The sequence below is a fragment of the Rhizobium sp. WW_1 genome, assembly GCF_003610155.1.
Taxonomy (GTDB): domain Bacteria; phylum Pseudomonadota; class Alphaproteobacteria; order Rhizobiales; family Rhizobiaceae; genus Rhizobium; species Rhizobium tropici_A.
Map to the genome: position 1 here is coordinate 1,289,796 of NZ_RAIN01000001.1, position 17,301 is coordinate 1,307,096.

General features: G+C 64.8%; 13 protein-coding genes and 1 pseudogene. 3 read left to right on the top strand and 11 right to left on the bottom strand.

Annotated elements, in window-relative coordinates:
- Positions 1–2: 2 nt before the first annotated feature.
- The 3 genes from merA to BJ928_RS06270 are packed head-to-tail and all read left to right on the top strand — an operon-like array spanning position 3 to position 3,838.
- A complete protein-coding gene (merA, locus tag BJ928_RS06260) occupies positions 3–1,691 on the top strand; it encodes a mercury(II) reductase (protein ID WP_047628570.1) in 1,689 nt (562 codons plus the stop codon).
- A gap of 36 nt (positions 1,692–1,727) precedes the next feature.
- Positions 1,728–2,495: an alkylmercury lyase family protein gene (locus tag BJ928_RS06265; protein ID WP_244438105.1), complete on the top strand. Its 768-nt coding sequence runs from the start codon at positions 1,728–1,730 to the stop codon at positions 2,493–2,495.
- Positions 2,492–3,838, top strand: coding sequence for an NAD(P)/FAD-dependent oxidoreductase (locus tag BJ928_RS06270; protein WP_040425551.1), 1,347 nt, complete (start codon positions 2,492–2,494; stop codon positions 3,836–3,838). Before BJ928_RS06265 ends, BJ928_RS06270 begins: the two co-directional genes overlap by 4 nt.
- 301 nt (positions 3,839–4,139) lie before the next feature.
- Here the strand turns inward: BJ928_RS06270 and BJ928_RS39285 are convergent.
- From BJ928_RS39285 to qatA, 11 genes and pseudogenes are all read right to left on the bottom strand, one after another.
- Positions 4,140–4,592: pseudogene (locus BJ928_RS39285) on the bottom strand (hypothetical protein); the annotation flags it as partial.
- The gene (locus BJ928_RS06280; RefSeq protein WP_047628571.1) at positions 4,559–5,443 is read right to left on the bottom strand and encodes a hypothetical protein; all 885 of its coding nucleotides are present in this window, start codon (positions 5,441–5,443) and stop codon (positions 4,559–4,561) included. The gene BJ928_RS06280 and the pseudogene BJ928_RS39285, both read right to left, overlap by 34 nt.
- 129 nt (positions 5,444–5,572) lie before the next feature.
- Positions 5,573–6,643 (bottom strand): hypothetical protein, encoded by a 1,071-nt coding sequence (locus BJ928_RS06285; RefSeq protein WP_019197498.1) that lies wholly within the window; start codon positions 6,641–6,643, stop codon positions 5,573–5,575.
- A 46-nt stretch (positions 6,644–6,689) separates the two neighbouring features.
- A complete protein-coding gene (locus BJ928_RS06290) occupies positions 6,690–9,317 on the bottom strand; it encodes an AAA family ATPase (RefSeq protein WP_244438104.1) in 2,628 nt (875 codons plus the stop codon).
- 70 nt (positions 9,318–9,387) lie between these two features.
- Positions 9,388–10,512, bottom strand: a complete 1,125-nt coding sequence (locus BJ928_RS06295) for a hypothetical protein (protein WP_019197496.1) — start codon at positions 10,510–10,512, stop codon at positions 9,388–9,390.
- Positions 10,509–11,756, bottom strand: coding sequence for a HipA domain-containing protein (locus BJ928_RS06300; protein WP_019197495.1), 1,248 nt, complete (start codon positions 11,754–11,756; stop codon positions 10,509–10,511). The genes BJ928_RS06295 and BJ928_RS06300 overlap by 4 nt, the downstream gene beginning before the upstream one ends.
- Positions 11,749–12,084, bottom strand: a complete 336-nt coding sequence (locus tag BJ928_RS06305; RefSeq protein ID WP_040425550.1) for a helix-turn-helix transcriptional regulator — start codon at positions 12,082–12,084, stop codon at positions 11,749–11,751. The genes BJ928_RS06300 and BJ928_RS06305 overlap by 8 nt, the downstream gene beginning before the upstream one ends.
- Before the next feature lie 76 nt (positions 12,085–12,160).
- Positions 12,161–12,916, bottom strand: a complete 756-nt coding sequence (qatD, locus tag BJ928_RS06310) for a Qat anti-phage system TatD family nuclease QatD (protein ID WP_019197493.1) — start codon at positions 12,914–12,916, stop codon at positions 12,161–12,163.
- On the bottom strand, positions 12,913–14,283 hold the full coding sequence (qatC, locus tag BJ928_RS06315; protein ID WP_019197492.1) for a Qat anti-phage system QueC-like protein QatC: 1,371 nt from the start codon (positions 14,281–14,283) through the stop codon (positions 12,913–12,915). The genes qatD and qatC overlap by 4 nt, the downstream gene beginning before the upstream one ends.
- Positions 14,280–15,176: a Qat anti-phage system associated protein QatB gene (gene qatB, locus BJ928_RS39800; RefSeq protein WP_040425549.1), complete on the bottom strand. Its 897-nt coding sequence runs from the start codon at positions 15,174–15,176 to the stop codon at positions 14,280–14,282. The genes qatC and qatB overlap by 4 nt, the downstream gene beginning before the upstream one ends.
- Complete coding sequence (gene qatA, locus BJ928_RS06325; RefSeq protein ID WP_019197490.1) at positions 15,176–17,128, bottom strand: Qat anti-phage system ATPase QatA; 1,953 nt, start codon at positions 17,126–17,128, stop codon at positions 15,176–15,178. Before qatA ends, qatB begins: the two co-directional genes overlap by 1 nt.
- Positions 17,129–17,301 lie beyond the last annotated feature (173 nt).

The window sequence follows — 17,301 nt, forward strand, 5'->3', positions numbered from 1 at the left end:
CCATGCCCGCCGCGATCGCCCTGCACATTGACGGAATGACCTGCGATTCATGCGCCACGCACGTGAGAGAGGCGCTTGAGCGCGTCGCAGGCGTGCGCTCGGCCGCCGTCTCCTATCCGACGGCGCGGGCGGAGATCGCGGCCGACGCGGGGGTGAGCTGCGAAGCCCTTGCGGCCACGGTCGCGACGCTCGGCTATCGCGCCTCGGTCGCCGACGCGGGCGCGGCGCCCCCGAGTGTCCCCGACAAGGCGCTGGGCTCCCTGGCGGGCGGCGGGCAACGCGTTGCCGGCGGCGTCCCGCTGCACATCGCCGTCATCGGCAGCGGCGGCGCGGCGATGGCGGCGGCGCTGAAGGCGGTCGAGCAGGGCGCCAAGGTCACCCTTGTCGAGCGCGGCGTCATCGGCGGAACCTGCGTCAACGTCGGCTGCGTGCCGTCTAAGATCATGATCCGCGCGGCGCATATCGCCCATCTGCGCCGCGAAAGCCCGTTCGACGACGGGATCGGCGCCTGCACGCCCGCGATTCTGCGCGAGCGGCTGCTGGCCCAGCAGCAGGCGCGCGTCGATGAGCTGCGGCAGGCGAAATACGAGACCATCCTGGCCGACACCCCGTCCATCACCGTGTTGCGCGGCGAGGCCCGCTTCGGGGATGCTCACAGCGTGCTCGTGCGCCAGGCCGACGGGGTCGAGCAGCATGTGACCTTCGACCGCTGCCTGATCGCCACCGGCGCCAGCCCGGCCGAGCCGCCCATTCCGGGGTTGTCGGATACGCCGTACTGGACCTCCACGGAGGCCCTTGAGAGCGAGACCCTCCCGTCGCGCCTAGCCGTGATCGGCTCGTCGGTCGTCGCCGTCGAACTGGCCCAGGCCTTCGCCCGGCTCGGCAGCAAGGTGACGATCCTGGCGCGCCGCACCCTGTTCTTCCGTGAGGACCCGGCCGTCGGCGAGGCGGTCACGGCCGCCTTCCGCGCCAAGGGCATCGAGGTGCTGGAGCACACCCAGGCGGGCAAAGTCGCCTACGCCGACGGCGAGTTCGTCCTCGCCACCGGCCAGGGCGAACTGCGCGTCGACAAGCTGCTCGTCGCGACGGGCCGGGCGCCCAACACCCGAGCGCTCGCCCTGGAGGCGGCCGGCGTCGCCGTCGACGCGCAGGGCGGCGTCGTGGTCGACGCGACCATGCGCAGCAGCACGCCACACATCTACGCCGCCGGCGACTGCACCGACCAGCCGCAGTTCGTCTATGTCGCGGCAGCGGCCGGAACCCGGGCGGCGATCAACATGACCGGCGGCGAGGCCACTCTGGACCTGGCCACGATGCCGGCGGTCGTGTTCAGCGATCCGCAGGTCGCCACGGTTGGGCTCAGCGAGGCTGAGGCCCACCGCGCCGGGATCGAGACCGACAGCCGGCTCCTGACCTTGGACAACGTCCCGCGCGCGCTCGCCAACTTCGACACCCGCGGCTTCATCAAGCTGGTTGCGGAAGCCGGTAGCGGCCGGCTCATCGGCGTCCAGGCGGTGACGCCGGAGGCGGGCGAGATCATCCAGACGGCGGCGCTCGCCATTCGGGCGCGTATGACCGTCGGCGAGCTGGGCAACCAGCTGTTTCCCTACCTGACAATGGTGGAAGGCCTGAAGCTCGCGGCCCAGACCTTCTCCAAGAATGTGGAGCAGCTCTCCTGCTGCGCCGGTTGAAGATTCACTTTGGACGGCGAACGGAGCACACGCCTGATGATGACTCCTACCTCACACGCTGAAACCGCCGAACGGCCCGCCGTCGAGTTTCCAGGCGGCGTGATCATCCCAGACTGGGGAGCGGTCACGACGCCACAGGCCCAAAACGCGCTGAGGGCCGTCGTCGAGGCCTTCATCAGCCCCAAGTGGGATGGGCTAGATGAGACCGAGAGCCGAATCCACGGCATCGTCCTGAGCGGCTACGCCCTGAGCGGGCACGCTCCAGAGATCGCGGATGTCGCCGCAGCGGCCGGGCTCGCCATCGATGAGGCCGACAGCGTGCTGCAGCGCCTGACCGGACGCGATCTCCTCATTATCGACGCTGCCGGCCAGATAAGCGGCGCCTATCCGTTCACCGATGGTCCGACCGAAAATCACGTGGAGGCCGGCGGTTTCGCGGTGGGCGCCATGTGCGCCATCGACGCGCTTGGCGTCGGGGCGATGCTGGAGCGCGATATCACCGTCCGCTCGGCGTGCCGTCAGTGCGCGCGTCCGCTCGCCATCCACACGCGGAGCCACGGCCGCGAACTGGAACAGGTCGAGCCCTCGGGGATCGTTGTCTGGTCCGGCCATCGCTACGCTGCCGGCTGTGCGGCGTCTTCGCTCTGCACCTTGCAGGCGTTCTTCTGCGATGACGCTCACCTGGAGACCTGGCGCGCGAACAACCCGGCCGCCAGCCAGGATGGGGTCCGCTTGAGCCTTACCGATGCCCTGGAGGTTGGCCTCGCGATTTTCGCGCCGATGCGGATGGAGTGGCCGTCATGATTTCCTACGACCTGATCGTCATCGGCAGCGGTACGGCGGCCCAGGTTGCCGTTGCGAAGGTCCGCGCCGCGGGCTGGTCCGTCGCCGTGATCGATCACCGGCCGTTCGGCGGCACCTGCGCCTTGCGCGGCTGCGATCCCAAGAAGATGCTGGTGAGCGGCGAAGAAGCCATCGACGCGGCCAGGCGCATGGCTGGGCATGGCGTCGAAGGCGCCCTGGCCATCGATTGGCCGGCTCTGATGGCGTTCAAGCGGACCTTCACCGATCCGATCCCCGCCAAACAGGAGCACCGATACGCCGAGCTAGGGGTAGACGCCTTCCAAGGGCTCGCCCACTTCGTGGGCCCGGACACAATCGAGGTGGACGGCCGGACCTTGCAGGCCCGCCATGTCCTGATCGCCACCGGCGCACGCCCGGTCCCGCTGGGCATCCCAGGCGAGGAGCAGGTCAGCACTAGCGACGACTTCCTGGAGCTTGACAGCCTCCCACGACGCATCGTGCTGATCGGTGGCGGCTACGTCGCCGCGGAGTTCTCGCACCTGGCGGCGCGCGCCGGCGCTGAGGTCACCATCCTGCAGCGCGCGCCGCGGCTTCTGCCGCAGTTCGATCCCGACCTGGTCGGATGGCTCATGCCGCGCTTCTATGAACTCGGTATCGCCGTCGAGACCGGCGCCACGGTCACCCGCGTCGAGCGGGGCCAGGGCGGCCTGCTCGTCCATGCCAGCCGTCCGGGCGCACCGGACCTCAGCGTCGCGGCTGATCTCGTGGTGCATGCCGCCGGGCGCGGTCCCGACCTAGAAACCCTGGACCTGGCCGCCGGCGAGGTGGCGGTGCAGGACGGACGCCTGCAGCTCGACGACCACCTGCGGAGTCTCTCCAACCCACGGGTCTTTGCCGCCGGCGACGCTGCGGGGGGTGGGCCGCCCCTGACGCCGGTCTCCAGCCATGACGCCAAGGTGGTGGCCGCCAATCTGCTGGATGGCGCTTCGCACCGGCCGGACTATCGCGGCGTGCCGAGCGTGGTCTTCACCGTGCCGCCGATCACCGCTGTCGGCCTCTCGGAGGCGGAGGCCCGTCGCCGCGGGCTGGTGTTCCGCATCAACGCCGCCTCGACGCCGGACTGGTTCACCGCCCGCCGGCTGGCCGAGCGAGTCTACGGTCACAAGGTGCTGATCGAGGAGCACAGTGACTTGGTCCTCGGCGCGCATCTGGTGGGGCCGGGCGCCGACGAGGTGATCAACCTCTTCGGGTTGGCGATCCGCCACGGCCTGACCGCCGCCGACCTTCGCTCCACCATGTTCGCCTATCCAACGGGCGCATCGGACGTGGGTTACATGCTGTAGCGCTCGCCGGTGCTTTCGACCGAAGGTGCGCGGCGAGGTGGAATAATGTCAGTGTAAGGACGTAAGACTATCGCTACATCTGTCCGAGAGGCGCGTACACTACTAGAATCTACACCTGATTAAGGCTTGCCCTGAGGTGTTCGTGAGCTTCATCGAAGGAACAGAACGCGGTCAGGTCAGCCTGCTTCCGCCTTGCCTCGACGATTATGTCGCCCCGGACGCACTCGTGCGCATCGTCGATATGGCCGTTGCCGTCAAGGAAGGGGTGAATCTTCCCGAACCAGCAGAAGGTATAGGTCAAGGCGACCAGCCTGCCGAAGTCGTCTGCGTTGGTGTCTGCAAGCAAATCTCGAGAGTTCTTCAGCAACTCGGTCATGCGCGGCGCCACTTCGCCGGGCAAGCAGAATTCATAGTCTTTGCCCGGCTCGAGTTGGCTCCCGGCAGAAATTCTCCGGTCGAAGAGCGCGGTGCCGGGCGTGCCGCGATAGGTGCCTGCATATTCGGGGTGATCGGACGGCGCGAAAGGCGCAAACAATTCCCGATGCAGGTCGAGCGGATCGGCTAAGATAGCCTTTCGCCGATGGGGATCTGCAACGATCTCGGCCGATAGCTGTCCACAGCGCGCGGACATGGCGGCATCATAGTCTTTCGCCGTATGCGCTTGCCATCGTGGCGGGTGCTTCGTCATTGTTCGGTTCTCTCCGGCTTCTGTCCCGCGCTTTAGATGAGGAAGGGTTGGCGTGGACCGGGCCATTCGTCGGTTTCCATCTGGAGCGCGAGATCAGCGCTGGCGATGCGCCGCAGGCTTGATGCGGCGATGAATTGCACTCCCAAAGCGAGCCTGACGACCTGCAGCCGCTTCAATCCGGCCGGCTTGTATCGGCTTTCGACATAAGGCGGCAGGGCGCCGACGACGGCCTGAACGCGCGGGTCATCGCGGTGCGCGCGCGCGTCCGCCATACGGCGGGAAAGCGTCGGCAGATTGTGACCGTCCTTGCCCTTTCTGAAGGAATCCGGGTCGACACCATCCCGGACAAGGGCTGCCTTCATCGAGAGTTCGGCCACCATGCAGATCGGCTGAATCACAGAGTCATGGCTGAACGTCGTCGGGAGGGTGTTCGCCACGTCTTCGAGATTGGACCGCGCCATGCGCCAGAGCGTGACCGCCGCCGGATTCCCCTGTTCGACTTCATTCAAGCCATTGGTGAGGTCGTGGAGATCGGCAATCGCGAGGGCAACTTCGCCCGCGATTGTCCGATCCTGCCTGCACCATTTCCACCATTCCTCGGCGCTAGAGAACCCTGCTACCTGCCAGGGCTGGAGCGACACCTGGCCGAACACGACCGGGAAGGTGAGCTTGCGGACCTGATCGACGGACGCGGCGAAACCGATCCCAGCACCTGGCCAGCTCGTACTGACCTCGGGCATCATGGCGGCATAGGCGTCCATGATCTGGTTGATTTCGGGGGGTCCGCTAACGCCTATGACGAAGTTAGAACCAAGAAGCTCCATTGCGGCGCGGAATGGCCGCTGATGGACGTGGATATCTTCCTCCGCGTATTTCAGATCGAGCCGGCGAAGATCCTCCAACGTCCATGCGGTCATGTGCGATTTTCCTTCCTTGCGGATTTCAGGTTTTCCAGATCTTCGGAAAACCGATTTTGAGACGGTGCGAGGGTCGACAGGGTTTCGACTGCCGCACAGCACCAGCGCAACCGCGGTTCCACCTCTTCTTCATTCGTAGGGCAGTTCCCCGAATAGCCCGATCATGAGATCACCGTCGTAGAGCGAGAACGGAATCTCGGCATAGTGGTCGCGATGGCGCGGCAAGGCGCTACCGTCGTTCGGGCCGTTCTTGGTGTGGCCCCGGACGTGCTCTCCATTTTCCTTGATGTAGGGCAGTACAACGAGGCGGCCGTGATTGGTGGAGAGGATCGTCCCTTCCTTCCAGATTGTCGCGCCTTCGGACTCGCGCGTCGACGATGTCTCCTTGACCTGCCAGCCGATACCGCCGTCCGGCTCGTACCAGAAGACGATGCCATTTGAGACGAGCACACGTTCGCCCCGCGCAAGAGCTTCGGCGAGCATCCGCTGAACGCTCGCGAGTTGGAGCAATTGATTGGCGCGGGGCAGAAGGATCTGTCGGATCTTGGCCTTTGCCTTTCCCCAATGGGTGCTGGCGCTCAGATCGAATCCATTGGCGATCTTTGCGCGTTCTGCGGTCTGCGCGGCCTTCTCGCCGGCGTGATAGGGCTTCGACCAAACGCCATCCGGGCCCAGGTACAGGAGTGCGTGGGTCCATCGGTTGTTTGAACGACCGACCTTGGCCAATCTCAGATACGGCATTTCGGCCAGTTGTTCGGCGAGATCCTGACGATAGCGCTCGGAGTCCGGCGCGAGCTTTAGGGCGGTGGCGTCCGGCCGTTCGTCATCGGCGTGACGGCGCAAGGCTTCCGCGAGCATCAGCGCTTCTTCGTCTTGCAGACGCTGTTTTGCCTGCAGGGCCTTGTCGATCTTGAGTTCGAGCGATCGCTTGACGATGGGGTCCAAGGAGCGCGCGGAAAGCGCCTGCAGCAAGGTTGGATTGAGCGCGTTGGCGGCCGCGATGGCAGCTTCGCGATCGGGATAATGGTCGGCAAAGACCGTGTCGTTATCCCCCGGCACCATGCGCTCCCGCCAAATCGGCGCGAGTTCGCCCTTGTCGATGAGCTCCTGCATGAACCAGCGCTCGAACAGGGGACGGTAGTGGGGCCAGACGGCTAGGACGATGTCAGACGCCCGTTTCAGCTCGGACCATTTCACCATAAAGGGGCGCCTCCGACGCGAGGCCGCGTGGCCTGAAGCTTCATCATCATGCGGCCTTCTCCTGCCGCGACCGGATATCGGCGATCCACTTTTCTAGCGCGTCAATTTCGGTTTCGATTGCCGATGGCGCGGGCAACCGCGGATTGATCTCACCGGGCTGACTGTGAAGGAGCGCCGAGCAACGCCCGAACGCTTCTCGCATAGCGGTGCAATCGACATCGGTGAGGACTGTGAGCTTGATGAGGCCTGCTGTGTCCACCTTACGGGACAGGCGGCGGATCACCGGCCCGACCACTTCCTCGACGGCGCGCTCCCAGGTCGTGCGGAGTTGGTCCTGGAAGGACGTTACTTCGCGCAGCCATCTCGCCTGATCGCCGCGTTCGTGATGGATTTTCACGTTGGCGAGGTGGGCCTTCATCCCGTCGATCACCTTGTCGAGCGGCATGACATTGGCGGGCGGGTCTTGATGGCAATAGCCGGCATTTTCCGGGCCACGGCTGATCAGGCGGTACGCGACCGGTGTCGCTTCCCGGTCCTTCGTCGCCCGGCACGCTTCATCGAGAAGAAGCAAGAACGCCATATCGTGGGTGAAAACGATCACCTGGCGTGTCTGGCCGGCCTCGGCCAATCGAGCGGCGACCCTGTCGCGATGCAAATGGTCGAGCGAGGAGACGGGATCGTCGAACACGATCGCTGACTGCGCATCGATGGTCGACAGCTCGGCGAGAAAGGCGGCCAGCGCGACGCAACGATGCTCGCCTTCGCTGAGGACCTTGCCGACCGGCTCGTTCGGTTTGTTGATCAGCCGGACCTGGAAGAAGGGGACGCCGGCGGTGGTCTTGGCCTGCTGAAGCTCGATGGCGAGACCCGCGACGCCGAGCTTGTCCACCTCGATCGCGAACCTTCCGCGCAGGCGGTTGGTGACGAGCGCTTGGGCGATACGCGCACTCTGGGTCGTGATCTTGTTCGTGGCTGTGTCCTTGTTGGCTTTCTCGATCGCCTCGACGGCCTTGAGGCGCTCGATCTGGGCAAGCACATCGGCTTTCACCAGGCCGACCCATTTGCGGTCCGCAAGGCCGTCGCGCTCGGCGATGAGCGCGGCGCGCTGCGGGGAGCTGGCCTCCGACTGCAAGCCTTCGATACGCGTAGCGATACCGCTGAGGGCCATGCGTAGTGGATCGAGCGAGATGGTGGCTGGGGGCGGAAGATCGGGCAGAGTCGCGAGGGTATGGGTTCGCAGAATGGCGCGCAGCCGCCAAGCCAGGTGCAGGATCCCGCGGCGAAGGGTGCCTGCGACCTCCTCCTGGCCGATATCATCGCGGATCGTCGCGACGATCGCGGCGAGATCCTTCATCGAGATGGCTTGCGATGAGACCTCTTCGAGCTTCTTGTCATACGCGTCCGCGGCTTCCTGTTCACGGCGCTTGCTCTCGTCCTGTACGAAAGCCTCGAACCTGCTGAGCCGCTTCGAGGCTTCCTCGCTGAGCGGCTGCTGGCAGAGGACGCAATGGGCTCCAATCTCGGTCACGGGGAACGGCCGGTCGGGATAGGCGGATGCGCGGGAATAATCCCTGGCTGCCTCCCACAAGGCCTTCCAGACGTCCGAGCCGATGTCGGGCAGCGGTTCATCGGCGAACAGGTTAGCGGAGGCGGCGGCAGCGGCCGAGCGCGCCGTTGCAAGGTGCGTATGGGCGTCGCGGAGCGCTGCCCGGGTTTCGTCCGTGGCGGCGGCGAACAACCGCTCGAGCTGCTCGATCGCCGACTTGATGCGGGCTTCCTGGCTCTGGAGCTGCCGAACCGTGCGCGCAGGATCGCTGGCCAGGTCGGTATTGAGCGTTTGAAGCCGAGTTTCTTCTTCCGCTGTCACGCCCGCGAGCTTCTCGACGGCTTCCTGCTTCGTCTTGCCCGACAGACCGGCGATCAGCTTGCCGACGGGCGTGTCCGGCTTGCATTCGGGCTTCGACAGGATCGCGGGTGTTTGCTCTTGGAGCGCCTTTATCTCGGAAGCCAGTTTGGCCTTCACATCCTGGCATGCCTGCGCGAGACCGGCGAGGATTCGGAGCGGCAGCGGCGTGTAGGCGAGATCGTTGGTGTTCTCGACATGGACATTGGCAGTGCGCGAGTCGAAGACACTGACGGCCGAGAGCATTGGATCGGGGGCGTTCCCCTGGGTCCAGGATGCGCTTCGCTTCTGTCCGCCGATGAAGAAGTCGACGCTGGCGGCTGGGGTGCCGGAGCCGGCCGCATAGATGTTTGGAAGGATCGCGTCGCCCTTCGGCGAGCGCGCCCGGCAGAGTTGCTTCAGGACGCGGGCGTAGCCGGATTTGCCGGCGCCGTTGTCGCCGTAGATGACGGTCAGGCCCGTCTTGCCGAACGAGAGGCGTTCGCCCGGCGCCAGCGCGTTGACATGCGACAGGCTGTGGAGGGCACCGAGGCTGACGACGGCATGGCTGGCCGCTGGGTCCCTGATGTGGCTCGCGTCGAGCGGGACGGCTGTCGCGTCACCCTTGCAAATCGCGAGGAGGGCCGTGATGTCGGCTGCCTCCAACTTGGTCTGGCTACACAGCCGGCGCAGCGCGTCGCGTTGCCAGGCCGGCAGGTCCGCCGACCATTTGAGGATATCGGCGAGCGCCGCCGCCTCATTCGAAAGATCGTTCTCCTGCGCTTCCATCATTCTGCCCCCTGATCGTGCCGCGTCTGGTGTCGGCTCTTTCACCATGGTCCTTATGTTCGGTGGTCACCTGTCAGGTGCCGCCTGTGATGCGTCGCTCCTGACCGAGCGGCACGATCCAGCCGCCGGCGCGGTCAGGCCGAGCAAATTCATCCGGATGCACCGTCTGGGTCAGGCGAGTACGCACAGCCTGCGGCTCTGCGTCGATGGCCGCGCGGATGAGGTCGCGCTCGATCCCGACGAAGACCGGCCGGAGGTTGAGGCGGGCGAGCGCCTCCTGATCGGCCGGCGCGGCGGCGGCGTCAGTGATCGGCCCCGCACGCGTGACGATCCCGCCGATCAGCCCGCCCATGGCGGTTGCCTTCTCCACCTCCCTCACCGGAGCAGCATCCAGCAGCGTCCGAGCGCGGCCGAGGTCGTCCTGGAGCCTTCGCGCGAATGGCTGGTGGGCGATGCGGTAGAGCGCGCCGGCCAGCTCGGCGTGGCCGAGCGGCTTGATCAAATTGGCGATGTGCAGGCGCAGAAGACCGATGAAGAGTGCGTCCTTCTCTTGGGGATCGATAGGCTCGCCTTCATCGATCGGATCACGGACCGAGAGGTGGGCCTCGGTTGGGCCCGCCGCAGCCATGCCCCAGCGCGTTGCGATCGCAATGCGTTTCACCGTGACCTTGCGGCCTTGTGCGGTGATGTTGATCCGTCCGGCTTGCGTCCAGGCGCGGTCCAGCGCTTTTGCCGGGCCTCCGACATCATGACAGCCTTTCGCTTCGGCCACTGTCAGGGACGACAGATCGGCGGCGCAGGCGATCCAATCGGGTAGATCGCCACGCGACAGGCGCGTGACCTTGACTCGCCGGCGGCGATCGAGATCAATCGTTCGGCTGCCGAGATGGGCGAAGATCGAGAGATTGAAATAGCGCTCAAGATAGGCGCGAGCGACGAAGCGTCCGAACAGGCCTGACAGGGCGACTTTGACTTCACGTGCTTGTCCGAGCGGCTCCTTGAAGATGAACGGCGTTCCCGCGCCGGTCGGAGCAAGCAATGCGTCCAGGATCGACCACGCGCCGTAGGTCGCGCCGGGCGTCTGCAGCACTTCCCGAATGCCGGCATCCTCGATGTCTGAGACTTCTAAGTCGACGGTGGTGCCGGTGATAGGGCTCGCTGTCGCTGGCTCGAAGCTGTGAAGAAATGTCCTCGTCATAGCGCCAGCGCCCGTTTGAGATCGTCATGCTCGAAGGCGCTGGCCATGCGGTTGATCTCGGCCGGGCGTGCGCCGACCGCCTTGGCTGTATCGCGCCAGGTCGCGGTCACGGTCCCGACTTCTTTGATAATCGCGCGGGCTTGCGGTAGCGTGAGCGCAAAAAACTCCGACGCCGCCTCCAGCAGATCGAGCGAACAGGTGCCCTCGTCGAGATCGATGTTCGTCGTCAGCACCCGCGCCTTGAGATCGGTCGGAACGGGATTGAGGTCGTATGCCGGCGAGAGAGACCAGCCCGCTTTTCCCAGCCACAGGAAACCGTGATTGCGGAGGTGGTCGTCGACATTGGAAATCAGGACATTGAAGACGACACGCCGATAGAGGGCGTGGGCGTCTGTCTTCCCCTGGGCGCCATGTTGAGCAAGGGCATCGACGATCTCCGGATAGCTGCCGCGCTCGCCGTCCTTGGCGCCCATCATCGCCATCGCCGACAGGAACGGGGTGCGGATCGCCCCGTCACGATCGAAGCGTCGCGACAACATGACCGCCTTGCCGGCGACGTCGATCAGTTCGTGCTGAGGGGTGGCGATACCTGCCTGGCCGGCCAGCCGCAGCGCGATCTCTTCCCAGGTCTCCATGCTGTAGTCGTCGGTCTCCTTCGGGAATTTCGCGATGGAGAGGTGACCATGTTGGTCGATGACCGACGCCTTCGGGCGGGCACCGCCGAGGGAGGAGCCTGGGGCAAAGATGAGCTGCAGGTCTTCATCCGTTTCCTCGTCCCGGAGAACCCGTTCGGTGATCTGGAGCAATCGGCCAAGCTCGATCAGGGCAGGAACGCCCGCACGGATCGGCGCTTGGAAAATCTCTTCGCCGACCCAGCGGAATCGGAGTGCGCCAAGCCGGGTCTCATCGGCGACGCCAAGGAGGTAGTCGCTTTCTACAAGCGTGCGAACCGCGCGGCCTTCCCGATCGGCGAGACGGCGTTCGGCGCGCTGCATGAGGCGCCGGCCCCAGGTATCCGGCGCTGAGTCACCGATGGAGCCGAATGTCGCAAGACCGGCAGGAGGGGCGAAGGCGCCACGGGTCAGAGCAAGGGCTGGCTCCAGGGAGAAGCGGTCCGGGTCCTCAAGCCATGCGCCGTCATACTCGAAGAGGATGGTCTCGGTGCCCCGGACGCGATTGCTCCTCGCCAGTCCGACCTGGCGTGTGCGGCCGTCCAAATCGACATGGACCTCGAAGTCAGTCATCGCGGGACGATCCGGTTGGCCGCTTGAGGTGGACATGCTTAGGCAGATCGGCGCTGGCGAGAGCTTGGCCGACGCTGTCGTTGCTGATGTCGGCGACCTGGCTCAGGCCGTCGAGCAGGCCAAGCGCCTGCAGGACGCCGGCATAAATGCCGATGCTGACGTTGGTGTCCCCAGCTTCGACCCTTTGCAATGTCGAGCGAGACGTGAAGGCGCGCTCGGCTACGACCGCCATCGGCAGCCGTCGGCGTCGACGGGCATCATGGATGTCCGCCCCAAGCTTGCGCAGTGCGCGTCGCACCGCAGCTGGAGGGTTGTGTGGAGTGGGCATTTTGGCACCTTCGCACTACAGATCGGCCAGATATGTAGCACGAAGATTACAATTTTCCTAGACCCCTTGAGGGGGATCACCTCAGTAGAGAGCGAAGGTTCGATCTTACCGCCATCGTGACGGCATCGACCGGGATCCTCCGGACGTCGGCGATCGCGGCGACCGTAGTTTTTACGTCAGCGGGCTCGCTGGGACGACCGTCAACCTGAGTGAAGGGGCCGTCTGTCTCAGTCAGTATCCGATCGATGGGCAAGTCGGAGACGAGGGAGCGGCCGCGATCCGAGCGGGTCATCTCGGCATTGACGGAGAAATAGCAGCCGAGCGTCGCCGCACGTCGAGCCTCGCTCTTGCTTCCGGTGAACCAGTGAAGCACGACGGTGCCGCGATCCTGCGGGAGATATTGTTCGATCATCTCGAGCACCGCTGGAGCGCTTCTGACACTGTGGACCGTGAGAATCTTGCCACCGGCTTCTGCGCATCGCTCAAGGACGCTGCGGAACACATGCTTTTGGGTATCTAGCGATTTGTAGAAGCGCGGGCCGGCATCAAGACCGACTTCACCGACGTAACGTGTCTCAGGCAGGTGACGCTCCCATAGCGGCAGTTCGCCGGCGCGCTCCGCGACAAGCTGCGGATGCAGCCCGAGCGCAGCGCGCACGAAGCGGGTATGACGCGTGAGTTCATGATTGCGCGCCCAAGCCTTCGGTGTCGTCGTGACGGTCAGCGTGTAGATCCGAGCGGCTTCTGCCCTTGCGATCGCGGCCTCATGGTCGGGATAGAGGTCGAGATGGCAGTGGAAATCGACACCGACGGCTTGAGCATTCTCGGTCATCCCGGCCGCGTCCTCACACCTGCCAGGAGTGCTCCAACCTCTTCAAGGCCGCGCTGGTACACGCCAGCGAGGGCTGTTTGCCGAGCCGGCGATTCATCGAAGAGCGGCCCCGGCTTGTGGATGAGAATCGGCGCCAGCGCCGGCCGGGCGCGAAGCCGCTCGATCGCAAGCTGGAAAGAGCGAATCTGGACGCCTTCTGATTGGCGTGTGTCGAGCGCGCGGGCGGTGAGGTCATCGACCGTGTAGACGGTGGGATCTGGATCGGGGTGTAGGCCGGCAACGAGTGCTGCCCGTCTGATGAGACAAGGCAGGCAATAGCCGCAATGCTGTGTGCCGAGACCCTGCCAGCGCCCCTTGGTTGGGGACGCGCAGGATAGCGATGAGGGTACGAGCCGACGTAACAACGCGCCGTTGGAGCAGGCCGCGACCATCTCGCCTTTGGTCCTATCCCAATAGGGATTTTCGATCCTGCCGTTCAGGCCGAGCCCATGGAGGGCGTCATTCCAACGGGCGATGTAAAAAGGATGGGTCGTGCGCGTGCTCAGTGCGCCGAGGCGCAATGGATCGAGCGGCACGTTGACGGCGATGAGGCCGTTCTCGGGCACTTTCAAGGTGAACGCCCCCTCGAGTCCGCTTCCAGCGAAGACGCCGAGGGCGAAGAACAGGAACGACCTGCCGCGGGTTGTGTTCTCTCCGCCTGAACCGCGGACGAAACCGTCCGGGTATGCCATCCAGAGGCGCAAGCGATCGAAGGCGCGGCCTCGATAGTGGGTCTTCAATGTGTCGAAGATGGTGGACTGCGCATCGCTGGTCGCACCTTCGCCGGCGTGACTGATGAGAAGCGGTGTACGGCCATTCTCGAGGGCATCGATTGCGCCGATGAGACTGTCGAGGCCGCCCGAGAAGAGCGCGAGATCGTCGAAGGGAGGACCGATGAGCCGAGCAGGGCGTGCGGGAGCGACCCTGACGAAACGGCGCGGTCGGGCGCGAAACGCGATCGACCAGCGGTCGCCGGTGAGAAAGTTCAGCATCCGGACGAAGGTCGGCGCGACGGCTGTCCATCGATCAGGATCGGAAACCGGGACGATCAGCCGGATTTCGCGGGTCCAGCCATCCTGCGATTCACTCGCCCGCGAAATGCGCGTGTCAGCAGCGTGGACGTGGGCGGCCAGGACCAGGATATCCACGCCGATCTCTGAAGGATGAACGCCAAGCCGCGACAGATCGCCGATTGCGCGGCCGATCCCGTGATCGAGTGTTCGCTCGCCGACAACCAGGTCGAGGCGGGTTTCGACCTCCCCATCGCCAAGTGGAAAGCGGCTGCGGTCGCCGGGGCCGTATCGGCCTATGATGACGTGTCTCCTCATGCGCCTTCCGCCTCCGCATCGCCCATGATCTGCAAGATCCCGAACGCTTGCTGGTAGATGCGCCCGACGAACTGGAGTACGCGATCGGGCGTCAGCGCGGCAGCCGCGGCGCGGGCGACCGTGAGCGCATCAGCCACCCCGCGCCGAATGAAGTCGTTCAATTGCGCCTGCACGCGCGCGGCTTCGCGGCTATCCGACGGCAGGGTGATCGTCTTCGCGCCAATGTCGTTGCAGAGCCGTGCTTCGATCGCGTTGGTCGCATACAGCTCGAACACAGTCTGCATCTGATCGGCGGTGAGGCCATCGAGGTCGGTAATGCCTGCACCGGCGAGGTCTGTGATGGTTTCGATGAACGCTTCGCGTGCGATGCCTTCGTCGATCGAACCGCCGTCAGGACACACATAGTCCGCCAAACCGAGAAAGATTTCTTCGATCGGGCGGCCTGCGAGAGCGCCGAGGTTGAGCGCGCGAAGCGCTTCAGTCGCGCCGCGCGCAACGGCGTCCGACAGGAAGCCAAGCAAGCGGCTGCCTGCGCCGCGCGCCGATCCCATCCTTGCGGCCGCCGTGCGCGCCCCACCTGCCGATGAGCCCACATAGTGCGACACGGCTCGGCCGAGACTCTTGCGGTCGCTGCCGCCCGAACCAGCGAAACGCGAGAAGTTATTGCGAGCGGCCGAGAAGCGCGCGGGATCGGCTACCGGCGGTATGGGCGGGCGGGCCGGCGGCGCCGGAGGAGCGGCTGGTGGGGCACCGTCTGCTGGCGGATCGTTTGGTGGTCCACCATCGGGAGGAGCTCCGTCTGGAGCGGCAGGCGGTGCGCCGTCATCGCCTAGCCAGCTTGGAACGAGGGGCGTCCCGCCGCCTTGGCCGCCGAATGCACTGGAGGTGCCCATCAGCGGACTCCCTGGCGGGTGCGAAGAACACCCATGGCCGCCGCCTTGAGCATCGCGCCACCTTCTTTGCCCCAGGTCTGAAGAAGGCGGTCGAAGCGTTGGGTCGCATCGCCGTCCTTGAGAACACCTTCCCAGCCGCCGCAGACCCATGGACCGAGACGATCTCGCGGGAGCGCTTCGAGGAAATCGACGAGATTGGCCTGCAGGGTCGGATGAGCCTTGACGAGAACCGCCAAACCCGCCGCGCCAGGCGGCTCAGTGTCAAAGCTGTCCCCACCGACGATGCGGCCGCGCACGGCTTCGAAGATCTGCGCGGCTTCAGGCGTGGCCAGGCGCCTGAGATCGGCTTCGAGGCCCTGCACCGCGAATTTCCCGCCGAAGAGCTGTTCGACCACGGTAGCGAGATGGCCGAGCACTGAGGCGGCGCCGAAATAATCCTTCCTGTCCTTTGCGACGAAGAGGTAGGGGCGAAGATCCTCGCCACCAATCGCAGTTGGCACCGCCGCCCAGGCTTTGATCGCAGGCGACGATAGCCATTCGCTCAAGAGTGCGCTCTCGGTCGATTTCACGGCGTCGTCGCCTTTGGCAGCGGCCTTCTCCGGCTTGGCCGCAGTTTTCGCGTCATCCTTGGCGGTCGCCGCCGCTTCGAGTGCTGATAGGTCCGGGCATTTGCCATTTGCTGCAGCCGCGGCGGCCGCGGCGATCTGATCGAAGAGGCGGGGCAGGAACCGCTCAGCGAGCATGAGTTTTGCGAGCACCGGCAGCTTAACGTCATCTCCAAACCCTCTCGCTTCGGCGGTCCGCTGCCGCAAGACGAGCGTGTTGAGGAATCGCTTGATCTGACGCGGATTGCCCTTGGTTCCGCTGGCGAGGATCGGTCCGATCTGATCGCTGAGCGCCAACGCATTGTTGGCGCGCGAAGCCTTGCTCCCGAGAGCGGTTCTGACGGTGACAGCATCGAGCGCACCCGAGGTCCACGGGCGCTTAAGCCGTTCACGAGCGACCTTGATCAAGGCGTTGAACGCCTCGTCGTTGTCGCCGAGTTCGGCGCCGACGAGGAGGAGCGTCACATAGATCCGCGTTTCCGTGTCGCCCAGCGCAGGGATGCGGAAGGGCACCTGGATGAGCTTCTCAAGGTAGTTCCGGGCATATGTCTGCGGACCAGTGGTGTCTGGCAGATAGGGGAAGTGTTTGCGCACCGCATATTCGATCATCGCCTCGTCGGCGGCAACGACGAAGGCGGTGCGGGACGTGAAGACGAAGAGGCGGACGGCCTCCAAGGTCTCGATCGCGGTATCGGGCAAGCAGCGATCGAGGTCATCGATCAGGACGACGAGTTGCTCGACACCCGCCTTGTCGAGGAGATCGTCGAAGGCCTTCCGGAATGCGTTGATCTCCTCGGGAACGTTGGTCGAGTCGCCTTCGCCCTTCGGCTTCAACAGGCCTTTCACGCCTTCGACTGCGGCTTCGAGATTATCCTTGGTGGCGAGCTTTGCCGGATTGGCGAGGAAGCCTTCCAAGGTGCCGACGATGGTCTGAATCTGATCGGGCGTCGGAATTCCGGTAAAAGCGGTGAAGGCGAGCCCACCAGCCTTCTTTGCCACCTTGAGCCAGTCGATCCGGCGAAAGACATCCTTGACCGTTTCGCCCGCCGCGGTGAGAGCGGGTCGCTTTTCGATGAGCCCTGTGACGATGCCCTCGATAAGCGCAATTTTAGCGTCTTCGAATCCCTGAAAACGCCAACCATTGAACTTGAGGCACAGGACCTTCGCTTCCCCCTCGAAGCCGGCCTCGATCATCTCCAGCACACTAGACTTGCCGGCGCCCCAATCGCCATGGACACCAACAGTCACTGGTTGATCGGGCCGGTCGCGCAAGAGTTTGATGATGGTTGCCGCGATCGCCTCGTTGTTGAGAAGGTCGACCTTCGTCTCGTTGTCCGTCAGGATCACTGCTTGCCCCCCACAAGTTCAGCAGCCGAAGGAGCCCCGTCCTGGCGGCGGCGCTCCGCAACAGCAGTTCGCCTGCCTTCTTCGTGCTACGGATCTTGGGATTGTGTAGCATGAAGCTTACAATCTTGCTAGATTGAGAGTCGTCATATGAATTCTATGACGATCCGGGGGCA